This is a genomic window from uncultured Gilvimarinus sp. (assembly GCF_963972205.1).
Taxonomy (GTDB): domain Bacteria; phylum Pseudomonadota; class Gammaproteobacteria; order Pseudomonadales; family Cellvibrionaceae; genus Gilvimarinus; species Gilvimarinus japonicus.
Genome location: NZ_CAXAUC010000003.1, coordinates 240,334 through 259,679, shown reverse-complemented (window position 1 = coordinate 259,679; position 19,346 = coordinate 240,334). Strand labels below are relative to the sequence as shown.

The following is a 19,346-nucleotide window of genomic DNA, read 5'->3' as shown; positions in this document are numbered from 1 at the left end:
TTTATTGCGCACAGGCAACATTGAGTACTCATAATGCTGGGGTCGGCGGTTCAAGTCCGCCCCTAGCTACCATATTAAATAAAAAGGCCCCGTAGCTTTGCTGCGGGGCCTTTTTATTTAATTGGAGTTACGGGTAGGCCGCAGAACCGCTCCCGGTTCACCCATTGCGGTCAGCAATGGGAAACAAGCGAAGCGCCGCCCGAAGGGTTCTAAAACGCCTTAGCGTTTTAGAATTCACCCGCCCCGGTCTCTCGCTTCGATTCACTGGTTGCCCGGCCCCGTAGCTTTGCTGCGGGGCCTTTTTATAGCACAGAGTTGCCTCCGGTTTTCTAGCGCATATCGTCCAGCTGGTTTACGGCCTAACGTGTCAATTGCGCATCTTGCTCCAATCCACCTTCTTTCACTCGCTTTACATACGTCATGCCCGTAAGCCGCAGCAGACGTGCTCACGAGCGTTAGTTGGCGGTCATTGGCCATCCGATCAATCTCAGCACTTACAATACGCTCCTGCGCATGCCACACCTTAGGCGCGACATATCCTGCTTCGCGCCCCGTGCCCCGTTTCCCCGGGGTAAGCTTGGGCTACCTGACGAGCCAGCAATAACACGCCCGGCCCTAATAAAAAACGGATACAAAATAAAACCGGAAGGAGTCAAGCATGATCAAATGCCCCCATTGTGGCGAACAGGCAATGACGCCGCTGCGAAAAACGCTGCTCGGGCCTGCCCAGTCGACGGGTTGTAAACGTTGCGGTGGGCGGATATCGGTTTCCGCCGCGGCGTTTTTTGCGCTTATCCCTTTTCTGCTGAGTATGATTTTGGCGAACTCGCTGGCCGACCGTGGTTGGCTGTTAATTGGCGGCTCGCTGGCGGCGGGTTTTTTGGCGATGGTTTATATTCATGTAACGTTTATTCCGCTGGTGCCACGGGACGAGTAAAGCTTAATGCCCACTAGAGGCAGCGCTAACCAGGTGTTGTAGGCTGCCGGCAGGCGTTGATCGTAGGAAGCAAAAAGCCCCGTAGCTTGCTACGGGGCTTTTTGTGTAACTTAAGTAACCAACAATAATTGTACCGGAAATGTGTTCGCAATATTTAGGAGCGATTCATCGCCTGGAGCTCGGGGATTATTTTTTCCCAGTTTTTGTCGACAAAGTCTATGTCCGCTTTACTCGGGGGCATTTGTTTTAGCAACATTGCCGTTTTTTCGCCTCCGGCGGCGGGCAGCTCAGTCCCTTTAAGTTTATGTATCACCAGAAGGCCAATCCGCATTTTATTCCGTATGTAATCGCCGTAGCTGTCCCAGCTCTGGTTGTCCAGTATGGCTTCAGCTTTGTCATAAAGGCCTTGCTCTTTCAGGCCAGCTTCAAATAATTGGTCTTGTTTGGTGTTGCTAAGTAACATGATATCAGCCGGGTCATCGTAATCGGCGAACGCTTCTAAATCCGAAAATTCACCCATCCTGTTTTCGATGGGCCCTAGCTCGGTAGAGGTTGCTGAAATTCGCTGAATAAGCTCCATGGTTAGTGGCTCGTCGGCGGTGGCGGGAGTAGATATAAACACTAAAGCGAATACAGCGCTAAGCAAGGGGGTAGTCCATTTCATTGGATGATCTCCATGATAAATACAAAGTAAAAGTGCCAAACTAAAGCCGAACTAGGGTACGTTTTACACCGTATTGGCTGCTGTGATGTGGGTCACGCAGCGTAATGCCAGATACAAAAGTGTAACCGCCGAGGCTGCCTGAGCGCACGCTTACGTTAGCGGCCGGTTACTGGTGACGAGCCTGAACGCCCTAACGGTGCATAGTCCCCAGGCCACACCCCGTGGTATATTTTGTTTATGAATATACTGCTGACACCTCGTTTATCTCGTAGCCCCATCTTTTATTGTTTACTTGCCCTCGCGCTATTGCTGGGGGTAAGCGCCTGCTCACCCAATGACGAGCAGGGCGCTAACGCCACGGCGTCATCGCGGGCGGCTGACACTGAAGCCGCAGCGTTTAACAATTACACCGAAACCGGCGATTGGCCGGCGATAAAAAAACGCGGGGTGCTGCGTTTGCTGGTGCCGCGCCGCGAGTATAGGGGGCTGCCTCGCACGGGGATGCCCACCGATGGTTTTCGCGACTTGGCCGAGGCGTTTGCGCGCGACAATGGTTTGCGGCCCGAGTGGATTGTTAAGGATTCGCTGGCCGAGCTGATCCCGGCGCTGCAGCAGGGCGAGGGGGACTTAATTGTTAACCATATGACCCGTACGGCGGAGCGGGAGTTGCAGGTGGCTTTCTCGCTGCCTTTGTCGCGAGCGACGGAGCGAGTGGTGACTTCGGCAGACGCGGCCGAGGTTGAGAGCCTGGCGCAGTTGGCGGCGCTCTCGATTGTTGTGCCAGCGGGGTCGTCGTATCAGCAAACCATGGCGCGCCTAGCGCGCGAGAACCCCGAGCTTGGGTTTAACGTTACGGTACAGCCCCACGATGGCAACCCGGATACGTTGGTGGATATGGTGGTGAGCGGCCGCTTTGATGCGACTGTGTTGGATGATAATGTCGCCGAATCGCTAACCCAGTACCGCGATGATTTTGCTTTGGGCTTGTCGGTGTCGCCGACGCGGCCGGTGGCCTGGGCGATACGTACTCGCGCCGAGCAGTTGCGCTCGCACTTAAACCAATATTTAACCCGCCATACCATTGATGCCTCGAGCATTGATTATCGCACCGATGACCTAGCCGAGATTAAAAAGCGCGGTGTGATTCGCATGATTACCCGCAACAACCCGGCCAGCTATTTTATGTGGCGCGGCGACTTGATGGGGTTTGAGTACGACTTACTAAAACAGTACGCCAGTGAACAAAACCTTCGCTTGGAGGTAGAAGTCGCGCCGCCGGATGTCGACCCTATCGATTGGCTTAACGCCGGGCGTGGCGATGTGATTGCCGCGGCCATGACGGTAACGCCCAAGCGCGCCGAGCGCGTAGCATTTACCCGCTTTTATAACAAAGTGTCGGAGCAGTTGGTTAGCGCTAAGCCGCGCCCGGCTTTGGATGAGCTGGCTGACGTAACGGGCCGCACTTTGGTTATTAACCCGCAGCACGCCTACTGGCAAAGTGCCGAGCGGTTTAAAGCCGGTGGCGTGGACTTTACCTTAACCGCACCCGACGAAGACTTATCGAGCACCGAAATTTTAATGGGGGTCGCCGAGGGCCGCTTTGATGCCACCATTGCCGATAGCCATTTAGTGGCCATTGAGCAGCGTTTTGCCGAGGGCCTACTGGCTGGGTTTGAATTGCCGCAAGAGCAGCATGCATGGGCCGTGCGCCCGACAAACCCAAAGCTGCTAGCCTCGCTGAATGAATTTTTAAATCGGCAGTATCGCGGCTTATTTTTTAATGTTACCTACAACAAATATTTTAAAAACGAAGAGCGCATCGGTAAATATCAGGGCGAGCGTTTAACCTTTGCCGACGGCTTATCGCCCTACGATGACTACGTAAAACCGCTGGGAAAAAATTACCAATTTGACTGGCGATTAATTGTGGCGCAAATGTACCAAGAGAGCCGCTTTAAACCCGACGCGCGCTCTTACGCGGGGGCGCGGGGTTTGTTGCAAGTATTGCCCAGCACCGCCAAAGAGCTGGGCTATTCGATACCGTTTGACGCGGCCTCGGGTATTGAGGCCGGGGTGACTTACCTCGATTGGACACGCGATCGGTTTGAAGATCACTTGCCGTTGGATGAGCGGCTATGGTTTGCGCTGGCCGCCTACAACGCCGGCTTTGGCCACGTACAGGACGCCCGCCGTTTAGCCCGTCAAAAGGGCTGGGACCCGGATGTGTGGTTTGATAATGTCGAGCGCGCTATGCTGTTGTTGTCGCGCAAAGAGTATTCCAGCAAGGCCCGCTTTGGTTATGTGCGCGGCACCGAGCCGGTGCAATACGTGCGCAATATTCGCGAGCGGTATCGAGGGTATTTGTCGGCGCAGTAGGGGGTGGATAGGTCGGAAGGCTGACGTCTGAAGTCGGATGCTTTGGAGTGACCCTGACTAGGTAGACGCTGGATTCCCGATCGGGGTCGAGAATGACGGAGGGGGTAATGCTGGACGACGGATGTCTGATGCTTTGGTGTAGCCCTGACCAAGCAGACACTAGATTCCCGATCGGAGTCGGGAGTGACGAGAAAGGTTTTAACTGGGTAATCTTCGCCTTGCTACAGCGTCATCTCGTGCAGGGCGAAGCGGCGACACGGGATCCAGTGGCTTTGACGATATAAAAGGCGAGTGGTCGGACGACGGAAGTCTGATGCCGGATGCTTTGACGTGTGGAGTGACCCTGACCAGGAAGACGCTGGATTTCCGATCGGGGTCGGGAACGACAAGAAAATTTTACCTCGCCCATAACCACAAAGGGCGAATCCAAAGCTCCGTCCTTACGTGTTTTATAACGCGTCCGACTTCAGACATTCGCCATCAGACGCTCTACCACTGACTAAACATTAAACCTAAAATGCACCACATCGCCATCTTTGACGATATATTCCTTGCCTTCCAGGCGCCACTTACCCGCATCTTTTGCGCCTTGTTCGCCGTTTAATTCAACAAAATCGTCATAGCTGACTACTTCGGCGCGGATAAAGCCTTTCTCGAAATCGGTGTGAATTTTACCGGCGGCCTGTGGCGCGGTGGCGCCAACGGGGATGGTCCAGGCACGTACTTCTTTTACGCCAGCGGTAAAGTAGGTGTGCAGGCCGAGCAACTCGTAGCCGCCGCGAATCACGCGGTTTAAGCCAGGCTCGTCCATGCCTAAGTCTTGTAAGAATTCGATTTTTTCGTCGTCGTCCAGCTCGGCTACTTCGGCCTCAAGTTTGTTGCAAATAGGCACAACCACGGCGTTTTCGGCGGCGGCAATGGCGCGTACGGTATCTAGGTGCGGGTTGTTTTCAAAGCCATCTTCCGACACGTTGGCGATGTACATGGTGGGCTTTAAGGTCATCAGCGACAGCTCACGCAGCTGCTTGGTTTCGTCATCGGTTAAATCGAATGAGCGCAGCGGCTTGGCCTCATCTAAATGCGGCTGAATTTTTTCCAGCAGCGCCTTCATGACGATGGCGTTTTTGTCTTGGCCTTTGGCGGCTTTGCTAAAGCGCAGGTGAGCTTTCTCGACGGTTTCTAAATCGGCCAGTGCCAGCTCGGTATTGATTACGTCAATATCGCTGGCGGGGTTAATGCCGCCATCAACGTGAATTACATTCTCGTCCTCAAAGCAGCGCACCACATGAGCAATGGCGTCGGTCTCGCGAATATTGGCCAAAAATTTATTACCCAAGCCTTCACCCTTAGAGGCGCCGGCCACCAGACCTGCGATATCCACAAACTCCATGGTGGTGGGGATCACTTTCTCAGGTTTGACAATCTCGGCCAATTTGTCTTGGCGCGGATCGGGCACCGCAACGATCCCGGCGTTGGGCTCGATGGTACAAAAGGGAAAGTTTTCTGCACCAATGCCGGCATCCGTTAGTGCGTTAAACAGGGTGGATTTACCTACGTTCGGCAGGCCGACGATTCCGCATTTAAAGCCCATAAATAACCTACTTTTAAATATAAATGTGTTTGATGATCGAGACCGGGCCGCAGCCTTAGTCTATTAATTTTGCTTTGATCCGCCTGGCGAAACGCTTCCAGCGCGGATCACCGGTCGCCCCTGTTTGGCTGTTTAGCCGGTGCTCAAGCCCTTCGGCGTGTGCGGTAAGGCTCGAGATATTGTTGTATAACCGCTCCAGGTGCTGATCGCGACGTGTCAGCAATACTTTAATACGTTGGTAATCGTCGTCGCTTAACGTGTGGCCGGGTTGGATGTGCTCCGGCAACGGGCGCTCGACGTAAATGGTCGAGTGCGGTTTAACCATCTCTTCTTTGGGGCGCTCGGCGCTGTAAAAATACAGTGCCACGGATTTACGCGAGCGACTGTCGCTGTCACCTTCTGGCAGGTTGATGCGCTCAAAACCGTGCCAGGACCAAAAGGTTGTCTCAAAAATAACACAGCGATTAAACAGCGGGGTTACCTTGGTGATGTTGTTTTGTTCCGGTTCAAGCCTGGGGTTTTTATGAAACTCAATCGCACCGCCCCAATCGTCTTGCCACTCGTGGTTTAGGTAAACAATTAAGTTTAAACGACGGTAATGGCCGCTGGTGGGGTGTTTATTAAAATCGACGTGCGGGTCTAGGTCCTGGCCGTGGCGGTTCTCATGGGTGCCGCCACCAAAATAATTAGGGTCGTACAGTAACTCGGGAATGCCGGTAATCTGGCTGACCCAAGCTAAAAAGTCGGGTGACTTAACGGTATCGTCTAGGGTGACATAGGGGGCGCCTAAGCTGCGTACCCGATCGTAGGTTGCTTTACGGCCAATGTTACCGTTTTCGTCACGGGCGTGTTTGTCGTCAAAGCCGGGAAACTTGTCCAGCAGTGATTGACAGAATTCGGGGGTAAAGAAGTTATCAATCACCAAGTGCCGAAAAGGCTTGGCGTGACTGAACTGATCTGCAAGAGATTCCGTGGCACTCCTCGTTGTTTCACTCAGAATGTCTGGTGCCTTAACGGGCTCGGACATGGTAAATCCTCTCTGTACACACGGTATTGTGAATGGCAGATCAAGCGCGGCTAGGATCGCATAGTGCGTTAGGCCGGGCAACTCAAATGACGTTTACTGGCTGTGCAGTTGGTGCATAGCCTTGTTCCACTGACCTGCTACCGCGTCGGGTAGGGCGTCAATGGCGCGTTCGATGGCGTCGTCGATGAGCTGTTGTTCGCTTTGTGGGGCACGCTTAAGTACGTGACCGGTTACTTGCGCGGCCGACCCCGGGTGGCCCACGCCAAGGCGTATGCGGGCAAAGTCTTTACTGTTGCCCAGCGCACTAACGGTGTCGCGCAAGCCATTATGCCCACCGTGGCCGCCACCGATTTTTAATCGGGCAACACCGGGGGGAAGGTCTAATTCATCGTGAGCAACCAAAATCGCCTGCGGAGGAATCTTGTAGAACAGCGCGAGCGCGGCGATGGCTTTACCGCTGCGGTTCATAAAGGTGTTTGGTATAAGCAGGTGAACATTGCGGCCGCCGATGTTAACGCGGGCGGTATCACCAAAAAACTTTTTATCTGGGGAGAGACTGGCGCCTGACTGGCGAGCCAGTTCAGACACCAAGTCGGCACCAGCGTTATGGCGAGTCCGGTGGTAATCTGGGCCGGGGTTGCCCAAGCCTACAATTAAATCAACCGGTGTATCCATAACGCTGCGCCTTTAGCTGAAAGCGAATGCTTATTCGCTGTCGGCTTCACCTTCTTCTGCGTCTTCTGCATCATCAGCAGTAGCGCCTTTAGGCTTGTTGATGGCAACAACGGGCAGATCGTGATCTTCGCCGTGTGACAGAGCAACCGAGGTAACACCTTTTGGCAATTTAATGTCAGAGATGTGTACCACTTGGCCCAGCTCAACTTTAGCCAGATCCACTTCGATAAACTCAGGCAGGTCGGCAGGCAGACAGCTAACTTCCAGCTGTACCATGTTGTGCACGATGTTGCCGCCTTGGGTTTTAACGCCAACGCTGGTTTCTTCGTTTAAGAAGTGCAGTGGTACGCTGGTGTTCAGCTTCTTGGTTTTAGAAACACGCATAAAGTCAGCGTGAATCAGCTGCGCTTTAGCCGGGTGACGTTGTAGATCTTTTAAAATCACGTCTTCGGCTTTGCCATCGATAACCAAGCTGATGATGTGCGAGAAAAACGCTTCGCTTTCTAGGTGCTTGGTAAGCTCTTTGTGGCTAACGGTAATGTTGACGGGGTTTTTACGGCCACCGTAAACGATACCGGGAACCAGACCGGCCAAACGACGCAGGCGGCGGCTCGCACCTTTCCCTAAGTCGTCACGACCTTCTGCATTCAAAATAAAATCTTCACTCATGAGAGTTTCCTTTAAGGTAAAACCACGAAGGTCCGCGACCAGAACGTTTCGTGGATTGATTTTAGCCGCTGGTGCGGCGGGTTATCTAAACGATGCTGGCGAGCGGTTACTCGCGGAACATGGCGCTTAGAGATTCTTCATTGCTAAGGCGGCGCACCGCCTCAGCCAGCATGCGCGATAGCGTTAAGGTGCGCACTTTGCCGCACTGCTTAATGGCATCGCTCAGAGGGATAGAGTCGGTTACCACCAGCTCATCCAGCTCAGAGTTATCTAAATTTTCGGCCGCTTTACCCGATAGTACCGGGTGTGTGGCGTAGGCAATAACCTTGGTGGCGCCTTGCTTTTTAAGCGCTTTGGCGGCGTTGCACAAAGTGCCGGCGGTATCGACCATGTCATCGACCAGCAAGCAGGTGCGGCCTTCGATCTCACCGATAATGTTCATGACTTCGGCAACATTGGCGCTGGGGCGGCGTTTATCGATAATCGCCAGATCCACGCCCAGTTGCTTTGCCACGGCGCGGGCGCGAACCACACCGCCGATATCTGGAGAGACAACCACCAAATCTTTAAACTGTTGTTTTTCGATGTCCTCCAGCAGCACTGGCGAGCCGTAGACGTTGTCGACGGGAACATCAAAAAAGCCCTGAATTTGTTCGGCGTGAAGGTCGACCGTTAGCAAGCGGTCGATGCCGGCGCCAACCATCATGTCGGCCACAACCTTGGCGGTAATAGGCACCCGGGCCGAGCGCACGCGACGATCTTGGCGGGCGTAACCAAAGTAGGGGACCACGGCCGTAATACGGCCGGCCGATGCGCGACGCAGGGCGTCGACCATCACAATCAGCTCGATTAGGTTGTCGTTGGTGGGCGCGCAAGTTGGCTGCACCACAAAAACATCCCTACCGCGAACATTGACGTTAAGCTCGACGGCTACTTCGCCATCGCTGAACTGGGAGACGGAAACGTCGCCGAGACTCATACCCAAATGATCGACAATTCTTTGCGCCAAATCGGGGTTGGCATTGCCGGTAAAGACCATTAAGTCTGTCACGTCAGGTACCTTTTTTGTCAGCTGTTCGGGTTGTTTGCTCTTAATTTTACAAAGGGCAATACAAAAACACCGCGCTTAGCGCAGTGTGGCGATGATAACCCGGCGACTGCCAGAGCGAGGTAGGTAATAAAGAAGTGCCTAGAAGCTCAAGCGGCAGAATGTTGTGCCAAGGGTACCGCGTCGCTTTGAAAAATGGCTGGGGCGGAAGGATTCGAACCTTCGCATGACGGGATCAAAACCCGCTGCCTTACCGCTTGGCTACGCCCCAGTAGCAACTTAATCAGGAATCAGGTTGTAGTATGGCGCCTTGTTGATTCCGCGACCGATAAATCCGGTCATGCCCGCTGGTCGTTGAGCAAATACTTGCTCGGCTTTAGCGGCTGAATCAAAGGCGGCAAATACGCACGCTCCTGTTCCGGTCATTCTCGCATGGTTAGAAAATTTCTTCAACCAAATCAGTGCTTTATCTACTTCTTTATAAAGCGACCTAACCAGAGATTGGCAATCGTTTTGAGAGCCCCCCTGCGAGAAGGCCGCTACTTTAATGGGGCGTGTGTCTCTTGTCAAATCTTTGTGGCAAAAAACTTCACGGGTGCTTACATGGCAATCAGGGCAAAGCACTAAAAACCATTTTTCGGGCAGTAACATGGGGGTTAGCTGTTCGCCTATGCCCTCGGCCCAGGCCGATTGGCCCTGAACAAATACTGGTACGTCTGCCCCGAGGGTGCGGCCGATTTCCATTAGGGCTTTGCGTGAGCTGCCAGCGCGCCATAAATGGTTAAGGCCAATGAGCGTGGTGGCGGCGTTTGAGCTGCCGCCGCCAATACCGCCGCCCATTGGTAGGCGTTTGTCCAGGTGTATGTCGGCGCCCATTTTGGGCAGACCGCGCGCCTCCATGTTGGCCTGTAAGGCGATGGCGGCGCGGTAAATTAAATTTTCCGTGGGCGCCACACCCGGTAAATCGGGCGCGATGGTTATGGTGTCGTCTTGGCGCGCACGAAACGTTAGTTGATCACCGGTGTCGAGTAGCTGAAATAGCGTTTGCAAATTGTGGTAGCCATCCGCGCGGCGCCCGTTGATATGCAAAAACAAATTGAGCTTGGCCGGTGAGGTGAGGGTGAGAGTATCAGTCATGGCTATAGCGCTGCGTGATATTGAAGTTTATGTAGGAGCGGGCCAGTTACTGGTGCGTGGCGTTTGCTTGGGTTGTTTGCCAGTCGTACACGGCGATGACCAAGCGCATAGATTGCTTATCATCAAGCTCGCGGGTAGCGATGATTTTACCGGGCAAAAAAACATCGTTTACCGCTTGGTAGCCTGAGTAAGACAGCTGCCAGCCGGCTTGGTTGAGTGTTTTTAACAAGCCGTTATGGTCGCGGGTTAAGTTGTCGATGGGTAGCGTTTGTGCTGGCAACCCCAGTAGCCAATCGGTAAGAAGGCTAACGGGTAGCTCCCAGCCAGTTTGTTGGTACAGCAGCGCCTCGGCGCTTGCGGCCCGCAGTGGTTCTGCATCGGGTTGGGTCAAGGTGACACCGTCGGGGTCGCCGTTAAGCGCTACCCGGCCCTGTCCCAGTGGGCCCGATAAACTGATGTAAAAATCGTCTGGGTTTTGCTGCCAGCCGAGTCGCGCCGAGCCGTTTTGCTCCGGCGAGCGCAGTCCGGCTTTGGCTTTTAAGTGCCACTGCTTAATCGTGCGCAAGCGTTGCTCGTGCGCAAGTGAGTTGACCGGCTCGGTGGGGGCCGGGCCGGGCGTTTGTGCACAGTGGCTTAGTAGCAGTATGGCCAGCAGTGCGGCAGTGGTTTTAACGGCGCGCACATTGGCGTTAAATTGGTGTGTCGGCATCTATTTTTAGGCGTTGTAGGGTGCGTAGGATGTAGCGGCTTTGTGGCTCTAGTTCGAGCCCGCTGCGCCAAATATTAAGGGCGGCTTCGCGCTGGCCCGATACCCACAACACCTCGCCCAGATGTGCGGCAATTTCGTCGTCGGGGTAAAGCTCCATGGCCTGCTCTAAATATTGTTGCGCCTGCTCTAGGTTGCCGAGTTTGTATTGTACCCAGCCCATGCTGTCGATGGTGGCCGGGTCGTTGGGCTGTTGTTCTAATGCGCGCTTAATGTAGTCGTAGGCCTCGGCGTAGCGTTCAGTTTGATCGGCCAGAATGTAGCCCAGCGCATTGAGGGCGGGCGCGTTGTTGGGATCGTACTCCAAAATGTTGCGCAGGTCGGCCTCGGCTAAATCGATGCGGCCTAAACGCTCGTGCAGCATGCTGCGCGCGTATAGCAGGCTGCCACTATTGGGGGCTTCTTGCAGTGCTCGCCCTAAAACGGCGATTGCTAATTCGTCCTCGCCAGCTTCCAGTAAGCTTTGACTGTACAGCAGGGCTAAGCGCTCGTGTTGTTCGGGTAAGTCGTGGCGCAGTTGTTGGTAAAAACTTTCGGCGCTGGCCGGTTGGTCGAGTTGCAAGTAAATGGACAGTACCCGGGCTTCGGCTCGCGAGAAGTCTTCGCCCACTTGCACTTGGCGATAGTGCTCAATGGCCAGCTCTGGCTCGTCGTTTTGCTCGGCCAGCTTGCCCAGATAAAAATGCGCACCGTCGGCCTGTTGATCGATATCCAGAAGGTCTCGATAACTGGCGGCGGCTGTGTCAGTGTCGCCGCGCTCCTCGGCTACCAGTGCTAACGCCATCAGCAGCTCGGGGTCGCGGGGGTTGGCATCAACCAGTTGCTGAAATTGCTGCTGCGCCTGATCTAAATGCTCAAATGTCAACAACCGCGCATACTGCAGACGCAAGCGAGTGTTATTGGGGGCGAGTTTTAGCTGATCGTTGACCAGCTTGAGGGCGGCGGCGTTATCGCCGCGCTGGTGCAATAAACCGCTGCTGAGTATCAACGCCGGCACGTTGTCGGGCGCTAGTTCACGGGCGCGCTTGGCTATCGTTAGGGCGCCGTCTAAATCGCCCTGCTGCTGGTGCAGCAAACCGGTGCCGATCAGTAGTGGCACATTGTTGGGTTGCTCGGCCAGTAGTTGCTCGTATTGCTCTAGCAGAACTTCGCGCTGGGTGTCGGTCGCGGTTGCCGCGTTGGCCGCAATGCTTTGCAGAAGGGCACCGTTGTCGCGGGTATGGGCGCCGCGGGTGCGCTCTAGGGCCTCGAGTAAGTGGCCGGCATCAATTTGCGCCAAAATCGCCGCCGCCTGCGCGTCTTGGTTGTCGGGCGCGGCGTCAGCCCATAACGTAGATGAGGTTAAGATCGCCTCATCTACCCCCATATAACGGGCAATCATGTAAGCGCGCTCAGCTACTTGCGGGTCTTGAGTTTGATTGGCCTGTTGTAAGTAGTTGGCCAGGGAGACGTCCAGACGACCACGGCTGCCGGCTAGTTCGGCGCTCAGTAGGGCGTATAGCGTGTCGCTGGTGAACGGCCGGGCAGGCAGTGGCTCCGGCGCAACGGCGGCAGTCGGCTTGGGCTCCGGGGGCGCGACTTCTGGCGTTGGCTGCTGGGCACAACCCAGTAGGCCGCTAAGCACGGTGGCATAAATCGTTAAATGTACGGCTTTCATGTTCGCTTCCTAAACGTAAAACAGGGTCAGCACGATGCTTTCTTGGGTCCCGCCGTGGTGTGTTTCGGGGGGTAAAGCGTTCATATGACAGGGCATTGGCCAGTCCGTGATAAAATGCTACTTGTCAGCAGGCTTTGCTAGCTGGACAATGACGCCCTTTGAATCTTGTATCGGTAATGACCCAAACTGCATGACATTATTGGCTTTTGGCATCAATCATACAACCGCCCCTCTGCATATTCGCGAGCGGGTAGCGTTTGCGCCGGATGCGGCCGTCGCGGCACTGTTGGCCTTAAAAAGCCAGGCGGGTGCCGATGAGGCGGTAATTTTGTCGACCTGTAATCGTACCGAGCTGTATTTACACAGCCAACAAGAGCCAAGTGTACTGCTGGATTGGCTCGTGGGCCATTCGAGTGTCTCAAAAGATGAATTGGCCGAGTGTCACTATTTGTACGCCGGTGATCAAGCCCTGCGCCATATGATGAAAGTCGCCGGTGGGCTGGACTCGCTGGTGTTGGGCGAGCCGCAAATTTTAGGACAAATGAAGTCCGCCTATGCCACCTCCGAAGAGGCGGGCGCGTTGGGCGCACATTTACGCCGCGCGTTTCAGCAGGCGTTTGCGGTGGCAAAGCAAGTGCGTACGCAAACCGCCATTGGCCAAAATCCGGTGTCGGTGGCTTATACCGCGGTCACCTTAGCGCAGCGGATTTTCTCAGATTTAAAGCAAGATACCGCGCTGCTTATTGGCGCCGGCGAAACCATCGAGCTGGTGGCTCAGCATTTGGCCGAGCAGGGCATTAAGCACATTATTGTGGCCAACCGCACCTTGGGCCGGGCGCAAAAGCTGGCCGAACGCTTTGGTGGTGAGGCCGTGTTGCTGGCGGATATTCCGGCCTGCTTACCGCGAGCCGATATTGTAATTTCGTCCACGGCCAGCCAATTGCCTTTGCTGGGCAAAGGTGCGGTCGAGACAGCCTTAAAAAAGCGCAAGCACAAGCCTATGTTTATGCTGGATATCGCCGTGCCGCGTGATATCGAAGAGCAAGTGGGTGAGTTAGACGATGTGTATTTATACACCGTCGATGACTTACACGTGGTGATTGAACAAAACAAAAAAAGCCGGGCCGAAGCCGCCGATGATGCCCTAGGTATTATCGAGCAAGGCATCGCTGCGTTCTCCCGTGAGCTGCGGGCGATGGACGCGGTGGATACCATTAAAGCTTACCGCTCTAAGGCCGATGAATTGCGCACCCAAGAGCTGGAAAAAGCGCTTAAATTACTGCAAAGCGGCGCCGAGCCAGATAAAGCCCTGGCGCAGTTAGCTCGCAATTTAACGAATAAGTTACTCCACGCGCCGACCACAGCTTTGCGCGAGGCGAGTGCCAATGGTGAGTACGAGACAGTGCGAATCGCACACCGGTTGTTTGCCATTACCGAAGACGATATTGAGCAGCAATCGGGCGTGGTTAGTCCGTTAAATAACGCGACGACCGACCCCCACAACGCGGATGAAAGCGAGACATAATGAAAGCCTCTATTTTAGAAAAGCTGGATAGATTAAGTGAGCGCAACGAAGAGGTTAGCGCACTGCTTTCCGATGCCGATGTTATTAGCGATCAAAATAAATTTCGCGATTTGTCTAAAGAATACGCCGAGCTTGAGCCGTTAATTGCCTCGTACGATCGTTACCGCACGGTGTTAGAGGATTTAGCCGAAGCGCAATCGATGCTGGATGAAGGCGATCCGGAGATGCGCGAAATGGCGCGCGAAGAGATAGACTCCGCCGGTGAAACAAAAGCCGAGCTCGAAGCCGAGCTGCAAATGTTGCTGTTGCCAAAAGACCCGAACGACGACAAAAACGTGTTTTTGGAAATTCGCGCCGGTACCGGTGGCGATGAAGCGGCGATTTTTTCGGGCGACTTGTTCCGCATGTACTCGCGCTATTGCGAGCAGCGCGGTTGGCGCATTGAAGTGCTGAGTGAAAACCTTGGCGAGCACGGTGGCTATAAAGAGTTAATTACCCGCGTGAGTGGCGCCAATGTGTACGCCAGCTTAAAGTTTGAGTCCGGTGCGCACCGGGTACAACGCGTACCCGAGACAGAATCCCAGGGCCGCATTCACACGTCGGCGTGCACCGTGGCGGTAATGCCCGAGGCCGATGAGCTGGATGAAGTGGCCATCAACAAAAACGATATTAAAGTGGATACCTTTCGCGCCTCGGGCGCCGGCGGTCAGCACGTTAACAAAACCGACTCGGCGATTCGTATTACCCATATCCCAAGCGGGGTGGTGGTCGAGTGTCAGGATGAGCGCTCGCAACACAAAAACCGTGCTCGCGCTATGTCACTGCTGGCGGCAAAACTTAAAAGCTCGCAAGAAGAAAACGCGGCGGCGTCTATCGCCGAAGAGCGTAAGTCGCTGGTCGGTAGCGGCGATCGCTCCGAGCGTATTCGCACCTACAATTACCCGCAAGGGCGGGTGACCGATCATCGAATTAACCTAACCTTGTACAAGCTTGATGAAGTGATGCAAGGCGCGTTGGGTGAAGTCATTCAGCCGTTAACCCACGAGTTTCAGGCCGACCAGTTAGCCGCTTTGGCAGAATAGTGGAGGCGGCTTTAACCTTACAGCAAGCGCTTCGCTGGGCGCAGGCGCAACTGCCTGCCAGCGATAGCGCGCGGCTCGATGCCGAGGTGTTGTTGGCCTTTGTGCTGCAAAAAACGCGCGTGCACTTATACACCTGGCCCGAGGCCGAGCTCTCCCCGGAGGCGCACACACAGTTTGCGCAACTTATAAGCGCCCGCGCCAAAGGCGAGCCCATTGCTTATTTAACCGGCACCCAAGAGTTTTGGTCGCTGCCGCTAGTGACGAATCGCCACACGTTAATTCCCCGCGCCGATACCGAATTGCTGGTCGAGCTGGCGTTAACACTCGTGCCGGATAGTCCATTGCGTGTGCTCGATTTAGGCACAGGTAGCGGGGCTATCGCCTTGGCGTTGGCGAGCGAGCGGCCCGACTGGCAATTGACCGGCGTCGACCGGGTAGCGGACGCCGTCGAATTAGCGCGCAGCAATGCCGCGCGGCTGAAGATCAACAACGCGTCATTTGTGCCAAGCGACTGGTTTGCGGCGCTTACCGGTAAGCGTTACGACTTGATCGTCAGCAACCCACCTTATATCGATGACGCCGATCTGCATTTAACCCAAGGCGATGTGCGCTTTGAGCCGCGCTCGGCCCTGGTGGCGCCTGCCGCGGGCTTAGCCGATATTCAGCGTATTACCGTAGATGCTGGTGAGCATTTGGCGGTGGGCGGTTACTTAATGTTAGAGCACGGTTGGCAGCAGGGCAGTGCGGTACGCGACTGCTTAAGCGCCGCCGGTTTTGTCGCCGTTGCCACCCATCAAGATTTAGCCGGCCGCGACCGGGTAACCATGGGGCAAAGGCCGTGAGCGAGATGAACGATGATCAACTGCTGCGTTACTCGCGGCAAATTATGCTGCCCGAGGTAGACATCGAGGGGCAAACTAAACTGCTTAATGCTCGTGTGGTCATCGCCGGCCTTGGCGGTTTAGGCGCGCCGGTGGCGATGTATTTAGCCGCGGCGGGGGTGGGCCACTTGGTGTTGGTTGACGACGATACCGTCGAGTTATCAAACTTGCAGCGTCAGGTGATTCACTCAACCCATGCCATGGGCCAGAGCAAAGTCGCCAGCGCCGCTGCTAGCATTGGTGCTATTAACCCAGATGTTAACGTAGAAACCCACTGCACCCGTATAACCACTGATAACGTATCGGGGTTATTAGAGAGCGCGCAAGTATTATTAGATTGTACGGATAACTTTTCGACTCGTTTTGCGTTAAACTCTGCCGCCGTAGCGTGCCGCGTACCGCTAGTATCGGGTGCCGCTATTCGGCTAGAGGGGCAAGTGGCGGTGTTTGATTCGCGCGATGTTAACAGCCCTTGCTACCGCTGCTTGTACGACGAACAAAGCGATGAAAATTTAAGCTGTGCCGAGAGCGGGGTGCTGGCACCCTTAGTGGGGGTGATAGGTTCGGTGCAAGCGTTGGAGGCCATCAAGCTGTTAACCGGTATCGCGGACGGTTTAACCGGCCGGCTGCAGCTGTACGATGCCCGCACAAGCGCTTGGCGAGACATGCGCCTACCTCGTGACCCGGATTGCCCGGTATGCGGCACGCGAGGCTAAAAGTAAAAGGCTTCACATTAAAAGCAACAACACAAAAACGATGAAAAAGGGAACTTTATGGCTACACCAACCTATAAAATTATTCTACTCGGGGCTGCCGACGGCGTTACTAACATTCAGGCTCAGGCCGGGTTTGCTAAAGCCTTTAACCTAACCCCAGAACAAGCCGCACCGCTGTATGCCAATACCGGGCGGGTCTTAAAAAAAGGACTGAGTGAAGAGCAAGCAACGAGCTACATCAGTAAGCTGGCAACGCTGGGCGTTGCCTGTGAGATGCAGCAAGAAACCCCGTCAGCTGTCGACACTGCCTCAGCGGACGCCCCACCGCCCGTTACTCCTGCCGCCGCGACCACCTCTAAAGGCGAACCCGGTTCAGCGACTGCGCCCAGAGATGTCCCCTTTGTGTTTACGGGCAATGGCTTTGAGTACTTTAAAATCTGGATTGTGAATATCTTGCTCTCCATTATTACGCTGGGCATTTACTCCGCTTGGGCTAAAGTGCGTAACAAACAATACTTTTACGGCAACACCTATTTGGATGAGGCGAGTTTTTCTTATACCGCAAACCCAGTAAAGATTTTGATTGGCCGTATTATCGCGTTTGTGTTTTTTGTTATTTACAGTGTGGCCAGTGAGCTTAGCCTTATCGCAGCCGGTGTGATGGGGATATTGCTTTTGGTGTGTTTGCCCTGGATAATCTGTAAATCGATGCGGTTTAATGCTCGCTACTCTAATTACCGCAATGTTCCGTTTGCTTTTGCTGGCACGTCGTGGGGAGCTGCTTGCGCGTTTGTATTTTGGCCTATGTCGGGGCTTTTGTTTGCATTGGTATTTTTTCTACCCGTTTGGCTGATCTTCGACATCGCGAGTGCGATTGTGGTTGGCTATATAACAATGATCCTTGCGATCGTGTTGTTGTCTCCTTTTGTGTTCTTCAAACAAAAACAATTTATTTACGGTAATCACGGCTACGGCACCCAGTCGTTTAAATTTTCGGCCACGGCCGGCAGCTATTACCTCTTGTTTTTGTTGGTTATCGGGATGTACGTCCTGCTTGGTCTTGCTGCGTTCTTTCTGGGCTTCGTTACGCACCCCTTTGTCGGGGCTGCGCTGTTCGCGCCGGTTTACCTCGTTAGTTTTGCCTATTTTGTGGTAAAGGTTGCCAATATTAATTACAACGCCATTACACTTAAAGGTCATGCGTTGCGTGCTAACTGGAAATTGGGTCCTTATTTGTGGTTGATGGTGTCAAACACCCTGTTGATTGTTATCACTTTGGCCCTGTTTATCCCTTGGGCTAAAGTGCGAACAGCGCGGTTTAAAGCAAAATACACCAGTGCTGTGTTCGTCGGTGATATGAACGAGTTTGCCGATCAAGAGCGTGACAAAGTGAACGCCTTAGCCGAGGGCGTGGGCGATTTATTTGATATCGAAATTGGCCTGTAAAGGAGCCTGTTGTGAATATTCAAGGTCGCTGGTTTGACGGTAAAAGCTCACAGTCTCGTGAAGCGGTATTAACGCTGCGTGGCGACACCAGTGTTTGTGTGACAGATGCTGTGACGCAAGAATCGCTAGTGGTAGCAAACGTTAACGACTTGGATATATCCTCACGCCTTGGCAATAGTGCACGATTTGTGCGTTTTGCCAATGGCGCGGCGTTTGAAACAACTGATAACGCCGCCGTTGATGCGCTGCAAAAAAAACGTATTGACGGCGCCTCTGCCGGATTGTTGCACAAACTGGAATCTCATTTGGGCGTCGTGATTGTGGCGGCGGTGCTGGCGGTTGTGGTGCTGGTGGGTGGCGCTGTTTATGGTGTGCCCGCTACGGCGCGGCTAATTGCGTTTCAGTTGCCGCAAAGCACACTCGACACGGTATCCGCCGAAACTTTAACCATTTTGGATCGCACCCATTTTGATGACAGCGAGATAAGTGCCGAGCGTCAAGCGCAATTGCAGGCAGAGTTTCAGCCGGTGCTTGCGCAATACCCCGATATGCCACTTAAGGTCGAGTTTCGTAAAGGCGGGGACAAAATCGGTGCCAACGCGTTTGCCTTGCCTGACGGCACGATTATTTTTACCGATGAGATGATTGAGCTGTCGCAAACTGCGCAAGAGCGCATTGCCGTGCTAGCCCACGAGATCGGCCATGTGGCTGAGCGACATAGCTTGCGGGCGGTGATTCAAAACGCAGTATTGGGTTTTGTTTACGTCGCCTTAGTGGGCGATGGCACGGCGATGGGTGACTTGCTAATCGGCTTGCCTGTGTTGGCGACCACGCTGGCTTATTCGCGTGATCACGAAACCGAGGCGGATGTGTTCTCGGCCCAGTTTTTAGATCAGGCTGGTATCGAGCGCCAAGCATTTGTCGATCTTATGCAACGCTTGGGCGACAGCATGCGTTGTAACAAACTGATTGATGATGCTAAGGACGTTGATGAAGACGCGTTGTCGGATACCGAGCGTTTAGCCTTGTGCGAAACGCTGATCGCAGAAGGAGGCGATGAAGACGACAGTCAATGGCAGGATTATTTATCAACCCATCCAGGCTTAAAGCAGCGGTTGATTGATTTTACCGCTGAGTAACAAGCGATTT

At 54.1% G+C, this 19,346-nt stretch carries 17 protein-coding genes and 1 tRNA gene; 8 read left to right on the top strand and 10 right to left on the bottom strand.

The features are described from left to right. Positions 1 to 658: 658 nt before the first annotated feature. A complete protein-coding gene (locus tag AACY82_RS08065) occupies positions 659 to 937 on the top strand; it encodes a hypothetical protein (RefSeq protein WP_339616278.1) in 279 nt (92 codons plus the stop codon). Positions 938 to 1,091: 154 nt separating this feature from the next. Here AACY82_RS08065 and AACY82_RS08060 read toward each other — a convergent pair whose 3' ends face one another. Then, positions 1,092 to 1,601, bottom strand: coding sequence for a hypothetical protein (locus AACY82_RS08060; RefSeq protein ID WP_339616277.1), 510 nt, complete (start codon positions 1,599 to 1,601; stop codon positions 1,092 to 1,094). Positions 1,602 to 1,838: 237 nt separating this feature from the next. On the opposite strand from AACY82_RS08060, the gene AACY82_RS08055 reads away from it, so the two are divergent. After that, positions 1,839 to 3,977 (top strand): transporter substrate-binding domain-containing protein, encoded by a 2,139-nt coding sequence (locus tag AACY82_RS08055; RefSeq protein WP_339616276.1) that lies wholly within the window; start codon positions 1,839 to 1,841, stop codon positions 3,975 to 3,977. A gap of 499 nt (positions 3,978 to 4,476) precedes the next feature. On the opposite strand, the gene ychF is transcribed toward AACY82_RS08055, so the two are convergent. The 9 genes from ychF to AACY82_RS08010 form a co-directional block, all read right to left on the bottom strand. Continuing rightward, positions 4,477 to 5,568 carry a redox-regulated ATPase YchF gene (gene ychF / locus AACY82_RS08050; protein ID WP_339616275.1) on the bottom strand — a complete coding sequence of 364 codons (1,092 nt, stop codon included), beginning with the start codon at positions 5,566 to 5,568 and terminating at the stop codon, positions 4,477 to 4,479. Between the two features lie 55 nt (positions 5,569 to 5,623). Further along, on the bottom strand, positions 5,624 to 6,595 hold the full coding sequence (locus AACY82_RS08045) for a 2OG-Fe(II) oxygenase (protein WP_339616274.1): 972 nt from the start codon (positions 6,593 to 6,595) through the stop codon (positions 5,624 to 5,626). Between the two features lie 93 nt (positions 6,596 to 6,688). After that, positions 6,689 to 7,270 carry an aminoacyl-tRNA hydrolase gene (pth, locus tag AACY82_RS08040; protein ID WP_339616273.1) on the bottom strand — a complete coding sequence of 194 codons (582 nt, stop codon included), beginning with the start codon at positions 7,268 to 7,270 and terminating at the stop codon, positions 6,689 to 6,691. A 30-nt stretch (positions 7,271 to 7,300) separates the two neighbouring features. Next, on the bottom strand, positions 7,301 to 7,939 hold the full coding sequence (locus AACY82_RS08035) for a 50S ribosomal protein L25/general stress protein Ctc (protein ID WP_339616272.1): 639 nt from the start codon (positions 7,937 to 7,939) through the stop codon (positions 7,301 to 7,303). 106 nt (positions 7,940 to 8,045) lie between these two features. Next, on the bottom strand, positions 8,046 to 8,978 hold the full coding sequence (locus AACY82_RS08030) for a ribose-phosphate pyrophosphokinase (protein WP_339616349.1): 933 nt from the start codon (positions 8,976 to 8,978) through the stop codon (positions 8,046 to 8,048). 205 nt (positions 8,979 to 9,183) lie between these two features. Then, a tRNA-Gln gene (locus tag AACY82_RS08025) sits at positions 9,184 to 9,258 on the bottom strand. Positions 9,259 to 9,266: 8 nt separating this feature from the next. Further along, positions 9,267 to 10,124, bottom strand: a complete 858-nt coding sequence (gene ispE, locus AACY82_RS08020) for a 4-(cytidine 5'-diphospho)-2-C-methyl-D-erythritol kinase (protein ID WP_339616271.1) — start codon at positions 10,122 to 10,124, stop codon at positions 9,267 to 9,269. Positions 10,125 to 10,170: 46 nt separating this feature from the next. Continuing rightward, positions 10,171 to 10,833, bottom strand: a complete 663-nt coding sequence (lolB, locus tag AACY82_RS08015) for a lipoprotein insertase outer membrane protein LolB (RefSeq protein WP_339616270.1) — start codon at positions 10,831 to 10,833, stop codon at positions 10,171 to 10,173. Then, positions 10,814 to 12,547: a tetratricopeptide repeat protein gene (locus AACY82_RS08010; RefSeq protein ID WP_339616269.1), complete on the bottom strand. Its 1,734-nt coding sequence runs from the start codon at positions 12,545 to 12,547 to the stop codon at positions 10,814 to 10,816. The genes lolB and AACY82_RS08010 overlap by 20 nt, the downstream gene beginning before the upstream one ends. Before the next feature lie 190 nt (positions 12,548 to 12,737). Between AACY82_RS08010 and hemA the strand changes: the two genes are divergently transcribed. Genes hemA through AACY82_RS07980 form a run of 6 tightly spaced genes read left to right on the top strand, consistent with a single transcriptional unit; the run spans position 12,738 to position 19,336 of the window. Continuing rightward, the gene (gene hemA / locus AACY82_RS08005) at positions 12,738 to 14,072 is read left to right on the top strand and encodes a glutamyl-tRNA reductase (RefSeq protein ID WP_339616268.1); all 1,335 of its coding nucleotides are present in this window, start codon (positions 12,738 to 12,740) and stop codon (positions 14,070 to 14,072) included. Next, positions 14,072 to 15,154 (top strand): peptide chain release factor 1, encoded by a 1,083-nt coding sequence (gene prfA / locus AACY82_RS08000; protein WP_339616267.1) that lies wholly within the window; start codon positions 14,072 to 14,074, stop codon positions 15,152 to 15,154. The genes hemA and prfA overlap by 1 nt, the downstream gene beginning before the upstream one ends. Further along, entirely contained in the window at positions 15,154 to 15,996 is an 843-nt protein-coding gene (gene prmC, locus AACY82_RS07995; RefSeq protein ID WP_339616266.1) for a peptide chain release factor N(5)-glutamine methyltransferase, read from the top strand. The genes prfA and prmC overlap by 1 nt, the downstream gene beginning before the upstream one ends. Before the next feature lie 5 nt (positions 15,997 to 16,001). Further along, the gene (moeB, locus tag AACY82_RS07990) at positions 16,002 to 16,751 is read left to right on the top strand and encodes a molybdopterin-synthase adenylyltransferase MoeB (RefSeq protein ID WP_339616348.1); all 750 of its coding nucleotides are present in this window, start codon (positions 16,002 to 16,004) and stop codon (positions 16,749 to 16,751) included. Positions 16,752 to 16,808: 57 nt separating this feature from the next. Next, on the top strand, positions 16,809 to 18,197 hold the full coding sequence (locus AACY82_RS07985; RefSeq protein WP_339616265.1) for a YjgN family protein: 1,389 nt from the start codon (positions 16,809 to 16,811) through the stop codon (positions 18,195 to 18,197). An 11-nt stretch (positions 18,198 to 18,208) separates the two neighbouring features. Continuing rightward, entirely contained in the window at positions 18,209 to 19,336 is a 1,128-nt protein-coding gene (locus tag AACY82_RS07980; protein ID WP_339616264.1) for a M48 family metallopeptidase, read from the top strand. Positions 19,337 to 19,346 lie beyond the last annotated feature (10 nt).

What these genes read in the sequence shown, in the direction of transcription:
- AACY82_RS08065 (WP_339616278.1), top strand. Translation starts at nt 659, where the DNA reads ATGATCAAATGCCCCCATTGTGGCGAACAGGCAATGACGCCGCTGCGA.
- AACY82_RS08060 (WP_339616277.1), bottom strand. Translation starts at nt 1,601, where the DNA reads ATGAAATGGACTACCCCCTTGCTTAGCGCTGTATTCGCTTTAGTGTTT.
- AACY82_RS08055 (WP_339616276.1), top strand. Translation starts at nt 1,839, where the DNA reads ATGAATATACTGCTGACACCTCGTTTATCTCGTAGCCCCATCTTTTAT.
- ychF (WP_339616275.1), bottom strand. Translation starts at nt 5,568, where the DNA reads ATGGGCTTTAAATGCGGAATCGTCGGCCTGCCGAACGTAGGTAAATCC.
- AACY82_RS08045 (WP_339616274.1), bottom strand. Translation starts at nt 6,595, where the DNA reads ATGTCCGAGCCCGTTAAGGCACCAGACATTCTGAGTGAAACAACGAGG.
- pth (WP_339616273.1), bottom strand. Translation starts at nt 7,270, where the DNA reads ATGGATACACCGGTTGATTTAATTGTAGGCTTGGGCAACCCCGGCCCA.
- AACY82_RS08035 (WP_339616272.1), bottom strand. Translation starts at nt 7,939, where the DNA reads ATGAGTGAAGATTTTATTTTGAATGCAGAAGGTCGTGACGACTTAGGG.
- AACY82_RS08030 (WP_339616349.1), bottom strand. Translation starts at nt 8,978, where the DNA reads ATGGTCTTTACCGGCAATGCCAACCCCGATTTGGCGCAAAGAATTGTC.
- ispE (WP_339616271.1), bottom strand. Translation starts at nt 10,124, where the DNA reads ATGACTGATACTCTCACCCTCACCTCACCGGCCAAGCTCAATTTGTTT.
- lolB (WP_339616270.1), bottom strand. Translation starts at nt 10,833, where the DNA reads ATGCCGACACACCAATTTAACGCCAATGTGCGCGCCGTTAAAACCACT.
- AACY82_RS08010 (WP_339616269.1), bottom strand. Translation starts at nt 12,547, where the DNA reads ATGAAAGCCGTACATTTAACGATTTATGCCACCGTGCTTAGCGGCCTA.
- hemA (WP_339616268.1), top strand. Translation starts at nt 12,738, where the DNA reads ATGACATTATTGGCTTTTGGCATCAATCATACAACCGCCCCTCTGCAT.
- prfA (WP_339616267.1), top strand. Translation starts at nt 14,072, where the DNA reads ATGAAAGCCTCTATTTTAGAAAAGCTGGATAGATTAAGTGAGCGCAAC.
- moeB (WP_339616348.1), top strand. Translation starts at nt 16,002, where the DNA reads ATGAACGATGATCAACTGCTGCGTTACTCGCGGCAAATTATGCTGCCC.
- AACY82_RS07985 (WP_339616265.1), top strand. Translation starts at nt 16,809, where the DNA reads ATGGCTACACCAACCTATAAAATTATTCTACTCGGGGCTGCCGACGGC.